Origin of the sequence: Mycobacterium sp. 852002-51163_SCH5372311, from assembly GCF_001667115.1 — a bacterium.
Taxonomy (GTDB): Bacteria; Actinomycetota; Actinomycetes; order Mycobacteriales; family Mycobacteriaceae; genus Mycobacterium.
Genome location: NZ_LZIJ01000164.1, coordinates 69,255 through 87,545 on the forward strand (window position 1 = coordinate 69,255; position 18,291 = coordinate 87,545).

The following is an 18,291-nucleotide window of genomic DNA, read 5'->3' on the forward strand; positions in this document are numbered from 1 at the left end:
GGAGTTATCCGGTGGCTTCGCGGATGTACTCGCCGATCTGGCGCAGCGAACGAAGCGCCTCGGGCACCAGCGGAGCAGCGAGTTGGAAGTCGTGAACCTGGCCAGGCCAGACACGTACCTCGGCGGGCACCCCGACGGCCGCCAGCCTGCTGGCAGCCAACTGCGCGTCGTGCAACAACACCTCCGACCCGGAAACGTGGATCAGCGTCCGCGGCAGGCCGGGTTTGATGTGCTCCAAAGGCTCGTAAATCTCTTCGGGCTTGCCGTCGACAATGTGCTTGGCGGCGGCGCTAGCAACCAACTCGATAAGCGCGTCGAACGCCTTTGCCGGGAACATCGCATCGCACTTGATGTTGGGATGCGCCTGCTTGCATTCCTTTGCTAGCTGAAGCAGTGGCGAGATTGCCACCAGCCCGGCGGGCTCCTCGCCTTCGTCTTGCAGACGCTGCGCGAGGGCCAGCGCGAGGTAGCCGCCGGCGGAATCTCCTGCCAGTACTATCTGGTCCGGCTCGTAGCCGCGCGAGCGCAGCCAGCGGTAGCCGTCGTAGCAGTCGTCCAAGGCCATTCCGATCGAATGCTTGGGCAGCAGCCGGTAGTTGACGATCAGCACCGGCGCGTCAGCAAACTTCGATAGCGACTCAACGAGGCGGCCATGGGAGTTTGCTCCGCAAGTCAGGAATGCACCGCCGTGCAGATAGACAACTACCCGTCGCGTGCCATCCGCGGGCAACACCCCGGGCGCTCGCACCAGCTGAGCGGATGCATTGGGCAAGGTCACCTCGGCCCGCACGGTAGCGGACACCGGAAGCAGCATCTTGGCCGTCAGGTCGACGAGACTCCACGGCCAGGGCAGATTGGGAACGTAGCTGCCGACGGCTAGAACCGGCCGGATTGTCAACCATGAGGCCAGCGTGGCTAATCGCGCAGGGATGCTAGGCCCGGATTCCAGTACCTCGACGGGAGCGGCGTCGCTGATGGCGAATATGCGGGTTTCGGCCCTACGGGCGCGCAGTATGTCGCGCGGCCGGATGGCATGGCGGGGCGAGCCGGATACCTTACTAGGTGCGGTCATGCTCAACACTTCCTACGCCGTTGTAGTCCGATACAGCATGTGACGAAGCGGCTTGGGCTTCGGTTCAACTGCTTATCCCCAGGCTTTCTGCCAACCCCGCAAACTTAGCTTGACAGCGCTTTCTGGGTACAACATGTGAAGAAGCTAATTCGATACCACATTTCTTCCACAACGTAATGGCGCAGTTTGTCGGTGGCACACGCAAACTCTGCAGACGACCTAAACTTGATGCGTGACCATACGGGTGCCGCGTCGCTCGACGATCGCTCTGGCCACAGCAGGTGCGCTTGCCTCGACAGGTACGGCCTACTTGGGGGCGCGCAATCTACTGGTCGGCCAGGCGACGCAGGCGCGCACCATCATTCCGAAGTCGTGGGACGTCCCACCGCGCGCCGACGGCGTGTACACCCGAGGCGGCGGGCCGGTCCAGCGCTGGCAGCGCGGCATGCCCGTCGACCTGCACCTGATGATGTTCGGCGACTCGACGGCCGCCGGCTACGGCTGCACCAGTGTCGACGAAGTGCCCGGCGTGCTGATCGCCCGCGCAGTGGCCGCGCACACCGGCAAGCGGGTCCGGTTGAGCACCAAAGCCATCGTCGGGGCCACCTCGAAAGGCGTTGGCGGCCAAGTAGACGCGATGTTCGTGGCCGGCCCACCGCCGGACGCGGCGATCGTAATGGTCGGCGCGAACGACATCACGGGGCTGAACGGCATCAGCCAGTCCGCGGCGCGGCTGGGCATGGCGGTACACAAGCTGCGCGCCCGCGGCGCGGTGGTGATCGTCGGCACCTGCCCGGACTTGGGCGTCATCACCGCCATCCCCCAGCCGCTGCGTTCAATCGCGCACACCCGAGGTGTGCAGCTGGCGCGCGCTCAGGCCACCGCCGTCAAGGCGGCCGGCGGCGTGCCGGTTCCACTGGGTCAGCTCATGGCACCCCATTTCCGGACCATGCCGGACGTGATGTTCTCCCCGGACGGCTATCACCCCGCCGCCCCGGCGTATGCGCTGGCGGCCGAACAGTTGCTAGTCGCGCTGTCCGATGCGCTGGGCATCGCGACGAGCGAAAAGGACGCCGGCCCAACGATTCAACTGCCGTCGCGGCCCAGCGCCCCGGTGCTGGGTCAGGCGCATACGCGTCTCAGCGTCATGTCGCGCCTCTGGAGACGTCCTTCGCCGGCTGCCCCGTCCTCGTGTGAACCGGTGAGCAGCGGCTAGATTTGTCTGCGTCTTACTGAAGCCGGGCCGGGGTGGTTCACCACTCGATCCGAGGCGAGCCCGCAGCCCGAATAAAGGAGCCGTCATGCCGGAAGCCGTCATCGTCTCAACTGCCCGCTCACCGATCGGCCGAGCCATGAAGGGGTCACTGGTCAACATGCGGCCCGACGACCTGGCCGTACAGATGGTTCGCGCCGCACTCGACAAGGTCCCGGCGCTGAACCCGCATCAGATCGACGACCTCATCCTCGGATGCGGTCTGCCCGGCGGCGAGCAGGGCTTCAACATGGCGCGCGTCGTCGCGGTTGCGCTCGGCTACGACTTCCTGCCGGGTACCACCGTCAACCGGTACTGCTCGTCGTCGCTGCAGACCACCCGGATGGCGTTCCACGCGATCAAGGCCGGGGAGGGCGACGCGTTCATCTCAGCGGGCGTCGAGACCGTATCCCGGTTCGGCAAGGGCAACTCCGACTCCTGGCCGGACACCAAGAACCCGCTTTTCGACGAGGCCCAGGAGCGCACGAGCGCCGCGGCCGCGGGCGCAGACGAATGGCACGACCCCCGCGCGGACGGGAACGTGCCCGATGTCTACATCGCGATGGGGCAGACCGCCGAGAACGTGGCGATCATGACCGGTATCAGCCGCGAGGACCAGGACCATTGGGGGGTGCGCAGCCAGAACCGCGCCGAAGAGGCGATCAAGAGCGGATTCTTCGACCGGGAGATCATCCCGGTCACCCTGCCCGACGGCAGCACCGTCAGCACCGACGATGGGCCGCGGCCGGGCACCACATACGAGAAGGTCAGCGAGCTCAAACCGGTGTTCCGGCCTAACGGCACCGTGACCGCCGGCAATGCCTGTCCGTTGAATGACGGCGCGGCCGCGCTGGTGATCACCAGCGACACCAAGGCCAAGGAGCTGGGGCTGACACCGCTGGCGCGCATCGTGTCCACCGGGGTCAGCGGGCTCTCGCCGGAAATCATGGGCCTAGGGCCGATCGAGGCGTCCAAGCAGGCGCTGCAACGCGCCGGCATGTCGATCAATGACATCGACTTGTTCGAGATCAACGAGGCCTTCGCGGTGCAGGTGCTGGGCTCGGCACGCGAGTTGGGAATCGACGAGGACAAGCTCAACGTTTCCGGCGGCGCGATAGCTTTGGGCCATCCGTTCGGCATGACCGGCGCCCGTATCGCCACCACGCTGCTGAACAACCTGCAGACCCACGACAAAACGTTCGGCCTGGAGACCATGTGTGTGGGCGGCGGCCAGGGCATGGCGATGGTGCTCGAGCGGCTGTCATGATTTTTTGCCGTTGATGTGATGAAGGGGCGGGGCCTCCGCTCCTTCATCACATCAACGGAACGCCCGACACAGCAAAAGCCCCCGACAATGTGTCGGGGGCCTTTGCGTCTCGCGAGCTAGTCGCTCTGGAAGTAAGTGATCAGGCGCAGGATCTCCGTATACACCCAGACCAGGGTGAGGGTGAGGCCCAGCGCGACACTCCAAGCCGCCTTCTCCGGCGCTCCGGCGCGGATGAGCTGATCGGCCTCATCGAAGTCGAGCAGGAAGAAGAACGCCCCGACGCAGATGGCCACCAGGGAGAAAAGCACCGCCAGCCAGGGGATGCCGGCGTCATGTGGACCGCCGCGGATGCCGAGGCCCGCGCCGCCGTTGACTCCGAATATCGCCAGAAGGGCATTGACGAACACGAGAACAACCACGCCGAACCCTGCGGCGATGACCATACGGGTGAACCTCGGCGTGACCCGGATGGCGCCGGTCTTGTAGACGACGAGCATGCCGAACATCACGCCCAGGGTGCCGGCGATCGCTTGGCCGATCATCATTCCGGCGCTGGTCGCCTGGCCTCCGACGCGCACCGGGAAAGTCAGCACGAACGAGAAGGCGCCCAGTGCCAACCCCTCGAGCACGGCGTAGCTGAGCACGATCGCGGGGTTGTCCTGCTTGCGCGCGAAAATGGCGATCATCACGAGTACGAACGCCCCCAGCCCGCCGATCGCGAGAAACGGCAGCGCCAGTGCGTGGTTAGACGCCACCATGAAGAACGAGACCGCCCCGACAACGGTCAAAACCGCCAGCGTGATGCCGGTCTTGGTGACGACGTCGTCGATGGTCATCGGCCGGGAGGCTGTGGCCTCCTGGTAGGGGGCGTAAGGGTTGGCCTGATACGCCTGCATCTGGGCCGGGCCAGTGCCGAACTGCGCGTATCCGCCCCGCTGTTTGGGCAGCGAACGAAATACCGGGTTACTTGTCTCCCGCACCGTCGGATCCTCTCTTAGGGCTGTGGCTCGAGCCGTGCGAACAACTACTCAACGATCAGTTATCCGCCCGGGTTCCGGGCAGAGCCGACGACATTTCCGGCTTCGCATCTGATCGTCCATAGCAACACGTACCTTACCCGCGGGCACCCCGGAGTCACTGAGGATCTAGATTGCTGGTCAAGTCTTGATCAGCATTTCTGGACAGCTTGGCAACCCGCTTGAGGGGAGACTAGAGGGTGACTGAGGCCGTTACCGGCGAATCCAACGAGGTTCTGACCAGGGTCGACAACGGCATCGGCCTGATCACACTCAATCGGCCCAAGGCGATCAACTCGCTGAACCAGACGATGGTCGAGTTGCTGAGCTCGGTGCTCATCCGCTGGGCACGCGACGACGAAGTGCGCGCGGTGGTGCTGTCGGGAGCCGGCGAACGCGGACTGTGCGCCGGGGGCGACGTGGTCGCGATCTACCACAGCGCACGCAAGGACGGCGTCGACGCGCGACGATTCTGGCGCGACGAATATCTGCTCAACGCCCGAGTCGGCGCGTTTCCGAAGCCGTACGTGTCGTTGATGGACGGCATCGTGATGGGCGGCGGGGTCGGTGTCGGCGCACACGCGAATGTCCGGGTGGTGACCGACACCTCGAAGGTCGCGATGCCGGAGGTCGGTATCGGGTTCATTCCTGACGTCGGCGGGGCGTATCTGCTGTCCCGGGCACCCGGGGCCCTGGGCCTGTATGCCGCGCTCACCGGGGCACCGTTTTCCGGCGCCGACGCCATAGCGCTGGGTTTCGCCGACCATTACGTGCCGCACAGCGAGCTCGAGGCATTCCGCACCGCGATCGTCGCCGACGGCGTCACCAGCGCGGTCGCCCACTACGCCACTGAGCCGCCGAATAGTGACCTTGCCGCACAACGTGATTGGATCGACAAGTGTTTCGCGGGCGACACCGTCGAAGACATCGTCGCCGCGCTGCGGGCCCATGGCGGGCCCGGTGAAGATGCCGCCAACCTGATCGGCACTCGCTCCCCCATCGCGTTGTCGGTGACACTGGCAGCGGTCCGGCGGGCCGCCAAGCTGGACACGCTGGAAGATGTTCTGAATCAGGACTATCGGGTGTCGTCGGCGTCGCTGCGCTCCCACGATCTGGTAGAGGGAATCCGCGCGCAATTGGTGGATAAGGATCGCCATCCGAAGTGGTCGCCAGCGACGCTGGCCGAAGTCACGGCGGCCGACATCGAGGCATACTTCGAGCCCGTTGACGACGACTTGACTTTCCCGAAAGGTGCGGAATGACTTACGAAACCATCCTGGTAGAGCGTGATCAGCGAGTCGGCATCATCACGCTGAACCGGCCGCAGGCACTCAACGCGCTCAACAGCCAGGTGATGCACGAAGTAACCAGCGCCGCAACGGAACTGGACAACGATTCGGACATCGGGGCCATCATCATCACCGGCTCGGCCAAGGCCTTCGCGGCCGGCGCCGACATCAAGGAAATGGCCGCCCTCAGCTTCGCCGACGCGTTCGGCGCCGACTTCTTCGCCCCGTGGGGCAAGCTGGCCGCCGTCCGCACGCCGATGATCGCAGCGGTGGCCGGACACGCGCTCGGCGGCGGCTGCGAGCTGGCGATGATGTGCGACCTGCTGATCGCTGCCGACACAGCGAAATTCGGCCAGCCGGAGATCAAACTCGGCGTGCTGCCCGGCATGGGCGGATCGCAGCGGCTGACTCGAGCCATCGGCAAAGCCAAAGCCATGGACCTCATCCTGACCGGCCGCACCATCGACGCCGCCGAAGCCGAACGCAGCGGCCTGGTTTCGCGGGTGGTACCCGCCGACGACTTGATGTCCGAGGCAAAGGCCGTCGCGACCACCATCTCGCAAATGTCGCGCTCGGCGACCCGAATGGCCAAAGAAGCCGTCAACCGGTCGTTCGAATCCACGCTGTCCGAGGGAATTCTCTACGAGCGCAGGCTGTTTCACTCGACCTTCGCGACCGACGACCAGTCCGAGGGGATGGCGGCCTTCATTGAGAAGCGGCCGCCGCACTTCATCCACCGATGAGGTCAACCCACCGATGAGCGAAAGTTCCGTCGCGGCAACAGCCGAAGAACCGACCCAAGAGCCGGCCGAAGCTGAGGCTAGCCCCAAAACCCTTGAGCCGCAACGGGTCCGCAAGCCATGGTGGGTCCGTCATTACACGTACACCGGTACCGCGGTCGGGCTGGTTTTCATTTGGTTCTCGCTGACGCCGTCGCTGCTGCCGCGCGGTCCGTTGTTCCAGGGAGTGGTCAGCGGCTGCTCCGGCGCCATCGGCTACGGCCTTGGCGTCTTTTTCGTCTGGCTGGTCCGTTTTATGCGTTCGAAGGATTCCAGCCCGCCCGCGCCGCGGTGGGCGTGGCTGCCGCTCATCGCGGTCGGCGCGGTTGGCCAGGTCGCCATGGCGATCTGGTTCCACGTCTGGCAAGACCGCGTGCGCGACCTGATGGGTGTCCAGCATCTGCACTGGTATGACTATCCGCTGTCCGGAGTCTTGTCGTTGGTCGTGCTGTTCAGCCTGGTCGAAATCGGCCAGTTCATCCGCTGGCTGGTCAGTTTCCTGGTGGGAAAGGTCGACCGGATCGCGCCGTTCCGCCTTTCGGCGACCATCGTGGTGGTCCTGCTCGTGACGCTGACCATCACCGTGCTCAACGGCGTGGTGCTCAAGTACGCGATGCGCAAGATGAACTCCACGTTCGCGCAGGTCAACGACGAAACGAATCCCGACACCGTGGCGCCCAAAACTCAACTGCGCTCAGGTGGTCCGGGATCGAAAGTGTCATGGAAGTCGCTGGGGCATCAGGGCCGGATTTTCGTCGCGTCCGGCCCCACCGTCGAGCAACTCACCGTGTTCAACGGAGTCTCCGCCGTCCCGCCGATCCGGGCGTATGCCGGCCTGGACTCCGCTGCCGAGCCGGGCATCACGGCCACCGCTGAGCTCGCCGCGCAGGAGCTGCAGCGCACCGGCGGACTGCAGCGCGCGGTCGTCGCCGTGGCGACCACCACCGGAACCGGCTGGATCAACGCGGCGGAAGCCGACGCGCTCGAATACATGTACAACGGCAACACCGCGATCGTGAGCATGCAGTACTCGTACCTGCCCAGCTGGCTGTCCTTCCTGGTCGACAAGGAGAATGCCCGCCACGCCGGGCAGGCACTGTTCGAGGCCGTCGACAAACTCATCCGGCAGATGCCCGAAGGGCAGCGCCCCAAATTGGTGGTGTTCGGCGAGAGCCTGGGATCCTTCGGCGGCGAGGCGCCGTTCATGAGCCTCAACAACGTACTCGCCCGCACCGACGGCGCATTGTTCAGCGGACCGACGTTCAACAACACCATCTGGAACGACTTGACCAACACCCGCGACTCGGGATCGCCGGAGTGGCTGCCGATCTATCACAACGGCGGCAATGTCCGGTTCGTCGCCCGGCCAAGGGATCTGCAGCGTCCGAATGCCGATTGGGGCACACCCCGGGTGGTCTACTTGCAGCATGCCTCCGACCCCATCGCCTGGTGGACCCCGGATCTGTTGTTCGCCAAACCGGACTGGTTGCGGGAAAAACGGGGCTACGACGTGCTGCCCGAGACGCAGTGGATCCCGGTGGTGACATTCCTGCAGGTCACGGCCGACATGGCGGTGGCCGTCGATGTGCCGGACGGGCACGGGCACAAGTACGTGGCCGACGTCGCCGATGCGTGGGCCGCCGTCTTGTCACCACCCGGCTGGACGCCGGACAAGACCGAACGATTGAGGCCGCTGCTGCACCCCAGCGACGGAGGCTAGATCCAGCGCCGACTGGTCGATGCGGCGTCGGCCAATACGCCGTGGCGTGGGTCGCCGACACCTCCGGCCAGCTGGTCCAGCACTCCGGAACCCGCCAGCGCGTGATAGCCCCCGATGACGTCGGTGGCACGGTGCAGGCCTAGATCGAGCAGCGCCGCCGCGGCCAGGCTGGAGGTGTAGCCCTCCGAGCACACGATCACCCACTCGACGTCGTCGTCGACGGCCTCGGGGAGCCGGGCGTCGCTGGTCGGGTCGCAGCGCCATTCCAGGACGTTGCGTTCGATCACCAGGGCCCCCGGAACTTCGCCTTCGCGGAATCGCTGGGCCTGCGGCCGGATGTCGACGAGCACAGCGCCACTTCGCAGCGCGTCGGGCACCTCGGCGGCGGTGAGACGGCGGTACCGCCGGCGCGCGGCGGCGAGAACGCGGTCGATGCGGCTCATCAGGGTCCTTCCGGTTGGTCGGTCAGTTCGGTGCGCTCACGGCGCAGCGTGTTGCGCTCGGTGACCTGGTAATACGACATCGCGGTCAGCGGCGGCGAATAGGCATGGATGCTCAGCGTCGGCTGTAGCGGCGCGGCGTGCCGCACCGGTCCCGAAACAGCTCCGGGCAGCGACCCGACGACCTGGACGGGCCTCGGCGCCCACACGACGTCGTGGACCCATCCCAGCGGGAACCCGGCCTGGTCCCCGGCGTCCAGGCGGCGGCGCCGCAGTCGCCGGCCGTCCCAGCGGAATTCGTTGAGCGAACCGGACAGGACGGTCAGCGCGCCGAGTGATCCACCGTGATCGTGCAGTTCGGTGGAGTGGCCGGGAACCCAGCTGATCAGCCAGACGTCGAGTTCGTCGTCGCCGTGGATGCGGGTGAACCAACGCTTGTCCACGGGTACCCCGCCCGCGGGCAGCAGATGGTCGCAGCGTCCGCTCAGCACGTCGTCGGCGGCCTGGTCGGTGGCGTTCAGCAGGTCGGGCACGCGCAGCCGGGTAGGTCCCGCGGAGGGCACCGAGGTGGTCAGTGGGCGCAGCGCAACAGGGGTGGCAACTGGGGACGACATGAGGAGCTCCAGGTTGAACGGATCGGGCAAGCGGCGGCGCGTCAGCGCCGACAACACTCGCAAAACCCGAACTGCTCCATCACGCCCGACAGTGTTGCATAGATTGGGCAACGTGCGCCGTCGCCGTTGTCGCCCCCGACTGTGGGTCATGGCGGTCCTGGCGACCGGTTTGGTGGCGACAATCGGCGGTTGCTCACAAGCCGTGAGCGGTGAGCCCACGGCTGCCCACACCCGGTCGTCGGCGGTGCCCGGCGGGGTGGGTTCGCTTCCCCCGGAAGCCGTCGGAGTCTCCCCTGCGGGTGTGACGACCAGAGTCGACGTCCCCGCGGATTCGACCGAGGAGGAGTACTTCCAGGCCTGTCACGCCGCAAAACAGTGGATGGAGACCCGACCCAAGAACGGTGAGTCACCGTTGGAGCCATACCTGGCGATGGTTCAGACATCGCCATCCGGCACCGCCGGAAGCTGGAACAAGAGGTGGGCGGATCTGACCCCGGCGCGGCAGGCGGCAGTGATCACCGCAGCGAAGGCTGCCGCCAACGACGAATGCGGATGAGATCGCGCTCGCGGGCCCCACAGCATTTGCGATCACGGGTGTGCGAAATTGCCCACCCGGGCCGATGATGGCGGTTTCACCGCGCAAAATGGACAGATGCCCGACGGACCTGCCGCAGTAGCTTTGCGCTCACGCGGGTCGTCACCCACTCGGGTGGCACTGGCGCTCGGCAGCGGCGGCGCCCGCGGCTACGCCCACATCGGGGTTCTCGAGGCGCTGCGAGAGCGCGGTTACGAGATCGTCGGAATCGCCGGTTCTTCGATGGGCGCGCTGGTCGGCGGTGTGCAGGCCGCCGGACGGCTGGATGATCTCGCCGAGTGGGCGAAGTCGCTGACCCAGCGGACGATCCTGCGCCTGCTGGACCCGTCGATCACCGCCGCCGGAGTGCTGCGGGCCGAGAAGATCCTGGACGCGGTGCGAGACATTCTCGGCCCCATCGACATCGAAGACCTCGACATTCCCTACACCGCCGTGGCCACCGACCTGCTGGCGGGCAAATCGGTGTGGTTTCAGCGCGGGCCCCTCGATGTGGCCATCCGCGCATCCATCGCCATACCGGGCGTGATCGCCCCGCACGAGGTCGACGGGCGGCTCTTGGCCGACGGCGGCATCCTGGATCCATTGCCGATGGCGCCGATCGCGGCCACCAACGCCGACCTGACCATCGCGGTGAGCCTCAACGGGAGTGAACCGGGCGCCAGCCACGACGCGGAGCCCGGCGCCACGGCCGAATGGTTGAACCGCATGATGCGCAGCACCACCGCGCTGCTCGACACCAGCGCGGTGAAGTCGCTGCTGGACCGGCCCACGGCCCGCGCGGTGCTGGGACGGCTTGGTGCTGCGCTCCCGGAATCGGAAACCTGGTCTGCGGACTCCGACGACGAGCAGCTCCCCGACGTGCGGGACGAACCCGACGAGGTGCCCGAAATCCCTAAACTGGGCAGCTTCGAGGTGATGAATCGGACCATCGACATCGCCCAATCTGCGCTGGCGCGCCATACCCTGGCGGCCTACCCACCCGACCTGCTGATCGAGGTGCCGCGGTCAACCTGCCGAAGCCTCGAGTTCCACCGCGCGGTGGAGGTGATCGCAGCCGGCCGCGAGCTGGCCACCAGCGCCCTGGACGCCCTGGAAGCAGAGGACGACAGCGCGCCGGCGATCGAGGGCTGACTTCAAAGCGTGTCGAAGAACCGCGCGATCGCAGCGGCGGCACGGCGCCCCTGCCAACGGCCGGCCAACGCCGATTTGCTCCGGCAGGCCGGATCCAGTGGATTCGGACCGAAAGCCGCCAACGAGTCGTCGTCTGCGAACACGATGAACGTCTTGCCACGAAATCCGGCGATCTCGGCGGCCGGACCGGCGCCGAACGGCGACGGAGTGTCCTCGCCGGAGGGCACCAGTACCACAGCCACGTCGCAGTCGTCGGCCACGCACACGTTGACCGAGCTGGCCACCCCGCCGTCCATGTACCGTCGTCCGGCGATGCTCACCGGCGGCCACGCTCCCGGGACCGCGCAACTGGCCGCGACGGCGTCGACGAGCTGCACACCGCTGTCCCGATCGAAAACGACCAGTTCACCGGTGGCGACATCGATCGCGGTAATTCGCAGCTCCCGGTCCGGCCAGTCGTGGGACGGCAACCGCTGCTCGATCACCTGACGGCGGACCGGCTCGGGAACCGTCTCGGTCGTCAGCGCCACCGACCCGATTTGTTGCATCCGCCGCCGCGTTCTGTCCAGTGGTCCGTCGGACCGCGGCGGATCGCGCAGCGCGGACAGGAAGAGCTCGGTGATCACTTCAACATCGACGCCCGGGTCCAGTTCCGCCGATGCCTCGACGACTTGCCGCTCGAACAACTCCTCAAGTGAGCAGCCGCTGCTGATCTGCGCGGCAACCGCCGAACCGGCCGACGTCCCGACCAGCACATCCGAATCCAGCAGCAACCGCGCCGTCGCGGGCGACTCGTCGGCGATGCCGAGCAAAATACCTGTCTCCCAGGCGATTCCCGCTAAACCTCCGCCGGCCAGTACCAGCGCTTGTTTGGTGGTCACGCGGGTCCACTATGCCAGTCAGTGTTGCGCCTGCTGAACGGCCACGGACAGATCCTCGTGGCGCAGCAGCTGCCTGGGCGGGGCGGGCAGCACCAGGCTTCGGGTGATCTGCAGCCCGGCGTGGGCTCCCGAGACGTGGACCAGCTCCCCCGGGCCGATCAAACGCCAGGCCGGGTCGTCGTCCATGCGGTCGGTGGCGAACACCACCGACCGCCGGGTGCGCAGATGCTCGGATTTAGCACGGATGCGCTTGGTGCGCAGATCGAATTCGGGCACGGCCGGGCGGTCCAGCAGGTAGAGCTCATGGGTGTCCGGATAGCGCAGCGCCCACATGTCGGTGGCCGTGCTCAGCAATATGTTGACGGCATAGATCGGCACGTTCGTCGCGATCCACCTCATCGCGTCGACCAAACCCGCTGTCACGTCGCCGTTTTGGGCGCGGATGGCGCCGGTGATCAACGCGAACACCCGCTCGGAATCGGTCTGGCCCAAGACCAGGTCGTCGGTCCCGAGCTCGCGCAGCCGCTCGTCGATGACGTCGAGACCCTCCAGCACCCCGTTGTGCGCAAAGATCCGTCCGTCCTGCAGGAACGGGTGGGTGTTGCGGACGTCGAGCGACCCCGTCGTCGCATAGCGAACATGTGCCACAAAGGTCGTGCCGGTCAGCTCATGGGCTTCGGTGGCGAAGTCGATGTCCTGCCAAGCGGCTATCGGCTCCTTGTGCAGCTGTGGTTGGCCGTGCTCGTCAAAGATTCCGAGGCCGGTGCCGTCCGGGTTGCGTCTGCTCTGCTCGGAAAGGCTGTCCGGCGCGTCCAGCAGCCAGAATGTCGCGGTGCACACGGTCCTGCCCGCGTGCAGGCCGAAGAGTCGGCACATCCGGCTCAGCCCACCAGCTGCCGGGACAGCTTCTCGAGTGTCACCCGGGCGTAGCCCTGCCACATCTTGCCGAGCACCGGCAGCAGACGCGCGGTCAGATCCGACTTGGCATGGATGGTCCATTGCCAGGTGACATTCGTCCCGGTTCCCGCGGGCGTGAAGCTCCACTTACCGTCGATCTTGCTGACCAGCGGCGCCATCGGGCCGGTGATCCCCGAGAGGGTGTAGCCGAAAGACCGCGGCGGGTCGACGCTGGTCAACCGCTCCCGCAGGCTGCCGCCGCCGACCATGGTGATGACGCGGGTCTGGCCGGCCGCATTCCAGTCACCGCTTTGCTCCCGGACCTCCTTGATCGGCGGGAACAGCCCGTACCACTGCGAACAGATGTCCGTCAGCGGGATGGGCATTGTCCGAGCGAAGGCGTCCTCGACGGTCACGGGTATTGCCCGCGATTGCTCGACCACGATGGACCTTGCCATTGGGGACTCCTCACCCTGCTGCTCGTGAGCAGACAGAGAATCGCATGTTCGGAGGCGAAATTATGCGACTCTGCGTCTGCTCGCCAGTACTTAGTCGCGGACCTCGGTGACGTCGTAGCCGTTGTCGGCGTAACGGGACCGGATGGCCTTCTTGTCGTATTTGCCCACGCTGGTGCGCGGAATCTCGTCCGCAAACGCCCAGCGCTCCGGTAACCACCAGCGAACGACCTTGTCCGCCAGGAACTTTCGCAGATCGGCGGCGGCCACCGACGCGCCCTCGTTGAGTACGACGACGGCGAGCGGCCGTTCCTGCCAGCGTTCGTCGGGAACACCGACCACCGCCGCCTCCATCACATCGGGATGCGCGATCAGGCAGTTCTCCAGCTCCACCGAGGAGATCCATTCCCCGCCGGACTTGATGACGTCTTTAGAGCGGTCGGTCAGCGTGATGAAGCCGCGTTCGTCGACGGTGCCGACGTCGCCGGTGCGCAACCAGCCCGACGCGAACTTGGACTCGTCGCGTCCCAGGTAATAGGAGCCTGCGATCCATGGGCCGCGAACCTCTACTTCGCCAACGGCTTTGCCGTCGTTGGGCAGCACGTTGCCTTCGTCGTCGACGATTCGGGCTTCCACTCCGCAGACCGGTTGGCCCTGTGTTCCGCGGTACGCCCAGTGCTGATCAGCCGGCGTTCCCGGCGGGGGCCAGGCCATGGTCGCCAGCGGCGACGTCTCGGTCATGCCCCACAGCTGGCGTATCTCGACGCCGTGCTTTTCCTCGAAGGTGCGCATCAGCGACACCGGGACGGCCGAGCCGCCGCAGACCACCAGGCGCAGCGACGACATGTCGTGGTCGGGGTCTTTCTCCAGGTAGTGCATGACGTCGTTCCAGATGGTCGGCACCGCGCCCGCGACCGTGGGCCGCAACTTCTCGACCATGTCGATCAGCGATCGGGCGTCCAGGTGGCGATCCGGCAGCACCAGGTCCGCACCTGCCATCAGTGCCGCGTACGGCAAACCCCACCCGTTGGCGTGGAACATCGGCACGATCGGCAGCACGCTGTCGCTGGACCCCAGGCCCATGCCGTTGGCCGTACACGCCGCCATCGTGTGCAGAAAACTCGAACGGTGGCTGTACACAACGCCTTTGGGGTTGCCAGTGGTTCCGCTGGTGTAGCACATCGCGGCCGCCGAATTCTCGTCGAGCTCCGGCCAGTCGAATTCGGTCGGCTCGCCGCTGATCGCGTCGGTGTAGCGCAGCACGTTCTTGCCCGACTCCTGCAGCGGCGCCAAATCCCCGTCGCCGACGGCGATCACCGTGTGCACGGTCTCGAGGCTGGGCAGGATCGGTCCCAGCAGTTTCGCCAGCGACATGTCGACCAGTACCACCTGGTCCTCGGCCTCGTTGGCCACATAGGTGACCTGCTCGGGAAAGAGCCGGATATTGAGGGTGTGCAGCACCGCGCCCATGGTGGGCACCGCCAGGTAGGCGACGAGGTGTTCGGCGTTGTTCCACATGAACGTCGCGACCCGCTGGTCGCCGCTGACGCCGATGCGGCGCAACGCATTTGCCAGCTGCGCGGCTTGCTGACCCACCTCGCGGTAGGTGGTCTTCCGGTAGCCGGAGCCGGTGTTGGTGGTGACCGTACGCGCTCCGTGGACGCTACAGCCGTGCCGCATGACGGCGGCCAGGGTCAACGGGAACTCCTGCATCGTGCTGTACATCGATGTACCGCCTTATGAATCGCGGCGCAGCACCGCCTCATGTTCAGTCGGCCGAATGGTATCGCCGTATCGAGTCATGAGAAACGGGTTCCCCCGAGAAGCGTGCTTTACCCAGACACGGGGTTAGACGAGGGCCGCCTCGTACTGCATCAGCTCGGGCATGGCCCACTCGCCCTCGGGCTCGAGGCTCGTCATGCTCGAGGCGACGGGCGCGACGCTCACCGTGCCGTCGTAGCCCGCGATGTACAGGTACTTTCCGTCCGGGCTTTCCACCAGGCACGACGGCTGGGTCCCCACCCGGACCGTACCGATCACGTCGTGCGTGAGGGTGCACAGGACGGTGATGCCGTCATCGCTGACCAGGTAGGCGCGGTCACCGTCGCCGCTGATCGTCAACCCGGTGAGCAGGCCGGCGATCTCGCTGATCTTGCGCGTGCCGGTGATCTTGTTGGTGAGAGTGTCTAGGACATGTAAGACATCGAGGACGGCGCCGCCGTCGGGACCGCAACTGGCCACATAGGCGGTGGTGCCGTCCGGGCTGAGTGCGACGTCGCGGATGGGCAAGCCGATCTCGACGGCGTCGATGACGCGCAAGCCGTTTTCCGCGCTCTTGGCGTTCTTCCGCCGCCGCCAGCGCGAGTGACCAGGGGTGCGGGCGTCGTCGACGCGGGTGCCGATCACGACCAGCCGACCGCCCGCCGGCCCGTTGGCACCGACATAGAGGCGAGAGCCGTCGGGGCTGACGCGCACGCACTGCGTGCTGGTGCCGGGCTCCGCGATGTCGATTACCTGAACTTTGCCCGTCTCGGTGTCCACCACCGCGACGTCGGCGGTACGAACGTCGTTGCGGCCGGCGTAGACGTGCCTGCCGTCGGAGCTCACGGCGATGTCGCTGATGCTCAGTGCCAGCGGATAGGTCTCGACGACGGTGTAGGTGGACGTGTCGATGGCGGCAATCGAGTCATATGCGGGCGATGCCGTGCTGACGTAGGCCCGGGCGGCATCTTGGCTGTCGACGACGATCGCATACGGCTCGTCGACGCCGTCGACGGTCTGTACGACCCGGTGGCTGCCCGTGTGGATGACCGAGACGTTGTTGTGGCCGTAGTGGGTCACCATCAGCCGGCGGCCGTCGGGGCTGACGGCGATGCCGCTGATCGGGCCGTTGCGCACCGGGATCTCGACGAGGTCCGCGTCGCCCGTTGCCGCCTGGAAGTCCAGTGCCTGTTCGTTATGGCCATAACCGGCGACCTGTCGGTCGTTCACATCACTCACGTGGGCACCGCCTTTGCTTGTCGGACGTGCATTGGAGCCGGCAGACGCCGCTTACAACCCGGTGCGACACCGGCAGCCCTGATAATTCAGCGCCAAAATAAAACGCTGTTACGACTGCTTGAGAAAAGAGCTTACCGGCGTAAATTTCAGCTAAATAGAATTCCTATCCGGTGGTGTTACCTGCGTCACATTATCGACTCAGGCACATCTTATATTTCGGTTTTCGCATATCCCAGGAGCTGTCACCAGGCAAACCGAATTACCATGCCCAGCAGGAGACTTGGAGGTTGCCGCTAACCGCCTAGGGATTCGCTATTTCAACGGCAAAAATAAGAGCCTCTTAGAATTAGCGCGTAAAAGAGGCACATCTCACATTGCGCGCAATCGGGCGTGTCGAAGCCAGCTGGTCACGCGCAGAATGTCAGCGCCCAGTAGGCGCACTTCTAGCTGAACTGGGTTCGCGGGCGCGGCGACGCGGCGCCGTCCACGCTGATGTCGAGCTTCTCGTTGTAGAACGCGACCAGACCCGCTATCGGCGCAACAGCGGGCAGCGGGTAGTGGTAGGTCCACGCGAGGTCCGGATACACGTTCTCACCCAGCCGCACCGACCAGTAGCCCGACGTCGTTCCCTTGTACGGACAGAGCGTCCATGTCGAGGTGGGTTCCAGGTGCTGGAAGAATACGTCCGTCGGATCGATGTAATACCTTGTGGGCAAGCCAGTTTCAAACAGCAGCACCGGCGAGTGGGTTTCGGCGAGCAGCACGCCGTCGAGCTGAACGCAGACGTGGCGGTGCGATCGCAGTGCGTCGACCCGTGAATAGGGATTGCGTGGGTGACCGTAGATCTGCTCGTCTTCCTCGAACCAGCGCAGCGGAGCCCACTCGAACCGCACATACCCCGCCACGGGGCCGTCGCCGTCGAAGACGCGCGCGGCCGCCTCATGCGTTTGACCCGCCCCGACCAGTGAGTGCAACCGCGACGGGCCGAACTGCACTTTCTGCGGGTGGTCCTCGTCGCGCAGCAACTCCGTGCGGACATCCCGCAACGGGATGTAATACGCAGGGTAATAAGGAATTTCCCACACATAGCGGGCCGCGGTGGTGTCGAAGACCAGCTCGTGGCCGAGGAAGCCGCGGACCCGACGTGGCGCCGGTTCGATCCTTCCCCGGGTCGCGGCCACTTCGGGATAGTCGGTGTCGGATCTCATCGCATTCATCGTTTCAGCTTGCCACCGCACGAGTACTGTCTAGCCGTGGCACTTCTACGAGAAAGCCCCAGACGAGGGCGCCGGCTCCGGCTCGACGAAGCTCTGTTTGAACGCTTCGCCATGAGCCGGGCCGGATACCAGTTCGCGCTGCATGTGGCGCCGCGTATCGACAAGGTGTTGATCCCGCGAACCAAGGGTCGGCTCAGCGCGATGGGACTGGACAAGGTCGGACTGGTCACGAGCACGGGCGCCAAGTCCGGACAGCCGCGCACGCACCCGCTGGCGTTGATCGAGGACGGCGACGGGCTGCTGGCGATCGGCTCCAACTACGGGCGGCCCAGCCATCCGGCGTGGAGCGCCAACTTGAAGACACATCCAGAGTGCACGATCGAATTCAAGGGTCCGCCGAAGAAGTACCGCGCCGAATTGCTCACCGGCGATGCCCGAGCCAAGGCCTGGGACACCGCCGTCGACTTCTACGCCGGCTACGAGAGCTACCGCACCAGCTGCGCGCCACGCGAGATCAGGGTATTTCGCCTCAAGCCCATCGATTGAAGTCCGCCGAGCCGTTGCCGAGCAGACGCAAAATCGCACGCGCCCCTCTTCGCCAGTCTGGTTGTGAGTCAGTCGACTCGAATTCAGTGGAGGGAGCGGTGGTTGTCGATTAGTGCGGGG

At 65.7% G+C, this 18,291-nt stretch carries 18 protein-coding genes; 8 read left to right on the forward strand and 10 right to left on the reverse strand.

All coding sequences use genetic code 11. From position 1 onward, the window contains the following. Positions 1 to 4: 4 nt before the first annotated feature. Complete coding sequence (locus A5791_RS18055) at positions 5 to 1,072, reverse strand: alpha/beta hydrolase (RefSeq protein ID WP_067239728.1); 1,068 nt, start codon at positions 1,070 to 1,072, stop codon at positions 5 to 7. A 244-nt stretch (positions 1,073 to 1,316) separates the two neighbouring features. On the opposite strand from A5791_RS18055, the gene A5791_RS18060 reads away from it, so the two are divergent. Both A5791_RS18060 and A5791_RS18065 read left to right on the forward strand, forming a co-directional pair. Next, positions 1,317 to 2,288, forward strand: a complete 972-nt coding sequence (locus A5791_RS18060; protein WP_156661455.1) for an SGNH/GDSL hydrolase family protein — start codon at positions 1,317 to 1,319, stop codon at positions 2,286 to 2,288. Between the two features lie 85 nt (positions 2,289 to 2,373). After that, positions 2,374 to 3,591, forward strand: a complete 1,218-nt coding sequence (locus A5791_RS18065; RefSeq protein WP_067239732.1) for an acetyl-CoA C-acetyltransferase — start codon at positions 2,374 to 2,376, stop codon at positions 3,589 to 3,591. A gap of 116 nt (positions 3,592 to 3,707) precedes the next feature. On the opposite strand, the gene A5791_RS18070 is transcribed toward A5791_RS18065, so the two are convergent. Beyond that, positions 3,708 to 4,571, reverse strand: coding sequence for a Bax inhibitor-1/YccA family protein (locus A5791_RS18070; RefSeq protein WP_067239734.1), 864 nt, complete (start codon positions 4,569 to 4,571; stop codon positions 3,708 to 3,710). A 236-nt stretch (positions 4,572 to 4,807) separates the two neighbouring features. Here A5791_RS18070 and A5791_RS18075 point away from each other — a divergent pair, with 236 nt between their 5' ends. Genes A5791_RS18075 through A5791_RS18085 form a run of 3 tightly spaced genes read left to right on the forward strand, consistent with a single transcriptional unit; the run spans position 4,808 to position 8,395 of the window. Beyond that, entirely contained in the window at positions 4,808 to 5,869 is a 1,062-nt protein-coding gene (locus A5791_RS18075; RefSeq protein ID WP_067239736.1) for an enoyl-CoA hydratase/isomerase family protein, read from the forward strand. Further along, on the forward strand, positions 5,866 to 6,639 hold the full coding sequence (locus tag A5791_RS18080; RefSeq protein ID WP_067239739.1) for an enoyl-CoA hydratase: 774 nt from the start codon (positions 5,866 to 5,868) through the stop codon (positions 6,637 to 6,639). The genes A5791_RS18075 and A5791_RS18080 overlap by 4 nt, the downstream gene beginning before the upstream one ends. A 13-nt stretch (positions 6,640 to 6,652) precedes the next feature. After that, positions 6,653 to 8,395 carry an alpha/beta-hydrolase family protein gene (locus A5791_RS18085; RefSeq protein ID WP_067239741.1) on the forward strand — a complete coding sequence of 581 codons (1,743 nt, stop codon included), beginning with the start codon at positions 6,653 to 6,655 and terminating at the stop codon, positions 8,393 to 8,395. Here A5791_RS18085 and A5791_RS18090 read toward each other — a convergent pair. Together A5791_RS18090 and A5791_RS18095 are read right to left on the reverse strand one after the other, a co-directional pair. Then, positions 8,392 to 8,838: a rhodanese-like domain-containing protein gene (locus A5791_RS18090; protein WP_067239743.1), complete on the reverse strand. Its 447-nt coding sequence runs from the start codon at positions 8,836 to 8,838 to the stop codon at positions 8,392 to 8,394. The genes A5791_RS18085 and A5791_RS18090 overlap by 4 nt on opposite strands. Then, the gene (locus A5791_RS18095) at positions 8,838 to 9,449 is read right to left on the reverse strand and encodes a cysteine dioxygenase (protein ID WP_067239781.1); all 612 of its coding nucleotides are present in this window, start codon (positions 9,447 to 9,449) and stop codon (positions 8,838 to 8,840) included. The genes A5791_RS18090 and A5791_RS18095 overlap by 1 nt, the downstream gene beginning before the upstream one ends. Positions 9,450 to 9,561: 112 nt before the next feature. On the opposite strand from A5791_RS18095, the gene A5791_RS18100 reads away from it, so the two are divergent. Then, positions 9,562 to 10,005, forward strand: coding sequence for a lipoprotein LpqV (locus A5791_RS18100; RefSeq protein ID WP_369828096.1), 444 nt, complete (start codon positions 9,562 to 9,564; stop codon positions 10,003 to 10,005). Between the two features lie 96 nt (positions 10,006 to 10,101). Further along, positions 10,102 to 11,175: a patatin-like phospholipase family protein gene (locus A5791_RS18105; RefSeq protein ID WP_156661446.1), complete on the forward strand. Its 1,074-nt coding sequence runs from the start codon at positions 10,102 to 10,104 to the stop codon at positions 11,173 to 11,175. A gap of 2 nt (positions 11,176 to 11,177) precedes the next feature. Here the strand turns inward: A5791_RS18105 and A5791_RS18110 are convergent, their stop codons facing one another. From A5791_RS18110 to A5791_RS18135, 6 genes are all read right to left on the reverse strand, one after another. After that, on the reverse strand, positions 11,178 to 12,056 hold the full coding sequence (locus tag A5791_RS18110) for a patatin-like phospholipase family protein (RefSeq protein WP_067239750.1): 879 nt from the start codon (positions 12,054 to 12,056) through the stop codon (positions 11,178 to 11,180). Between the two features lie 18 nt (positions 12,057 to 12,074). Then, entirely contained in the window at positions 12,075 to 12,932 is an 858-nt protein-coding gene (locus A5791_RS18115; protein WP_067239752.1) for a class II glutamine amidotransferase, read from the reverse strand. Positions 12,933 to 12,937: 5 nt separating this feature from the next. After that, positions 12,938 to 13,411, reverse strand: coding sequence for an SRPBCC family protein (locus A5791_RS18120; protein ID WP_067239754.1), 474 nt, complete (start codon positions 13,409 to 13,411; stop codon positions 12,938 to 12,940). Positions 13,412 to 13,501: 90 nt separating this feature from the next. Next, positions 13,502 to 15,133 carry a long-chain fatty acid--CoA ligase gene (locus tag A5791_RS18125; protein WP_067239757.1) on the reverse strand — a complete coding sequence of 544 codons (1,632 nt, stop codon included), beginning with the start codon at positions 15,131 to 15,133 and terminating at the stop codon, positions 13,502 to 13,504. Between the two features lie 123 nt (positions 15,134 to 15,256). Then, positions 15,257 to 16,408 carry a YncE family protein gene (locus A5791_RS18130; protein ID WP_067239760.1) on the reverse strand — a complete coding sequence of 384 codons (1,152 nt, stop codon included), beginning with the start codon at positions 16,406 to 16,408 and terminating at the stop codon, positions 15,257 to 15,259. A 443-nt stretch (positions 16,409 to 16,851) separates the two neighbouring features. Continuing rightward, positions 16,852 to 17,616 (reverse strand): DUF427 domain-containing protein, encoded by a 765-nt coding sequence (locus A5791_RS18135; protein ID WP_067239784.1) that lies wholly within the window; start codon positions 17,614 to 17,616, stop codon positions 16,852 to 16,854. Between the two features lie 45 nt (positions 17,617 to 17,661). Here A5791_RS18135 and A5791_RS18140 point away from each other — a divergent pair, with 45 nt between their 5' ends. Beyond that, the gene (locus A5791_RS18140; RefSeq protein WP_231995945.1) at positions 17,662 to 18,171 is read left to right on the forward strand and encodes a nitroreductase family deazaflavin-dependent oxidoreductase; all 510 of its coding nucleotides are present in this window, start codon (positions 17,662 to 17,664) and stop codon (positions 18,169 to 18,171) included. The last annotated feature ends 120 nt before the right edge of the window (positions 18,172 to 18,291 follow it).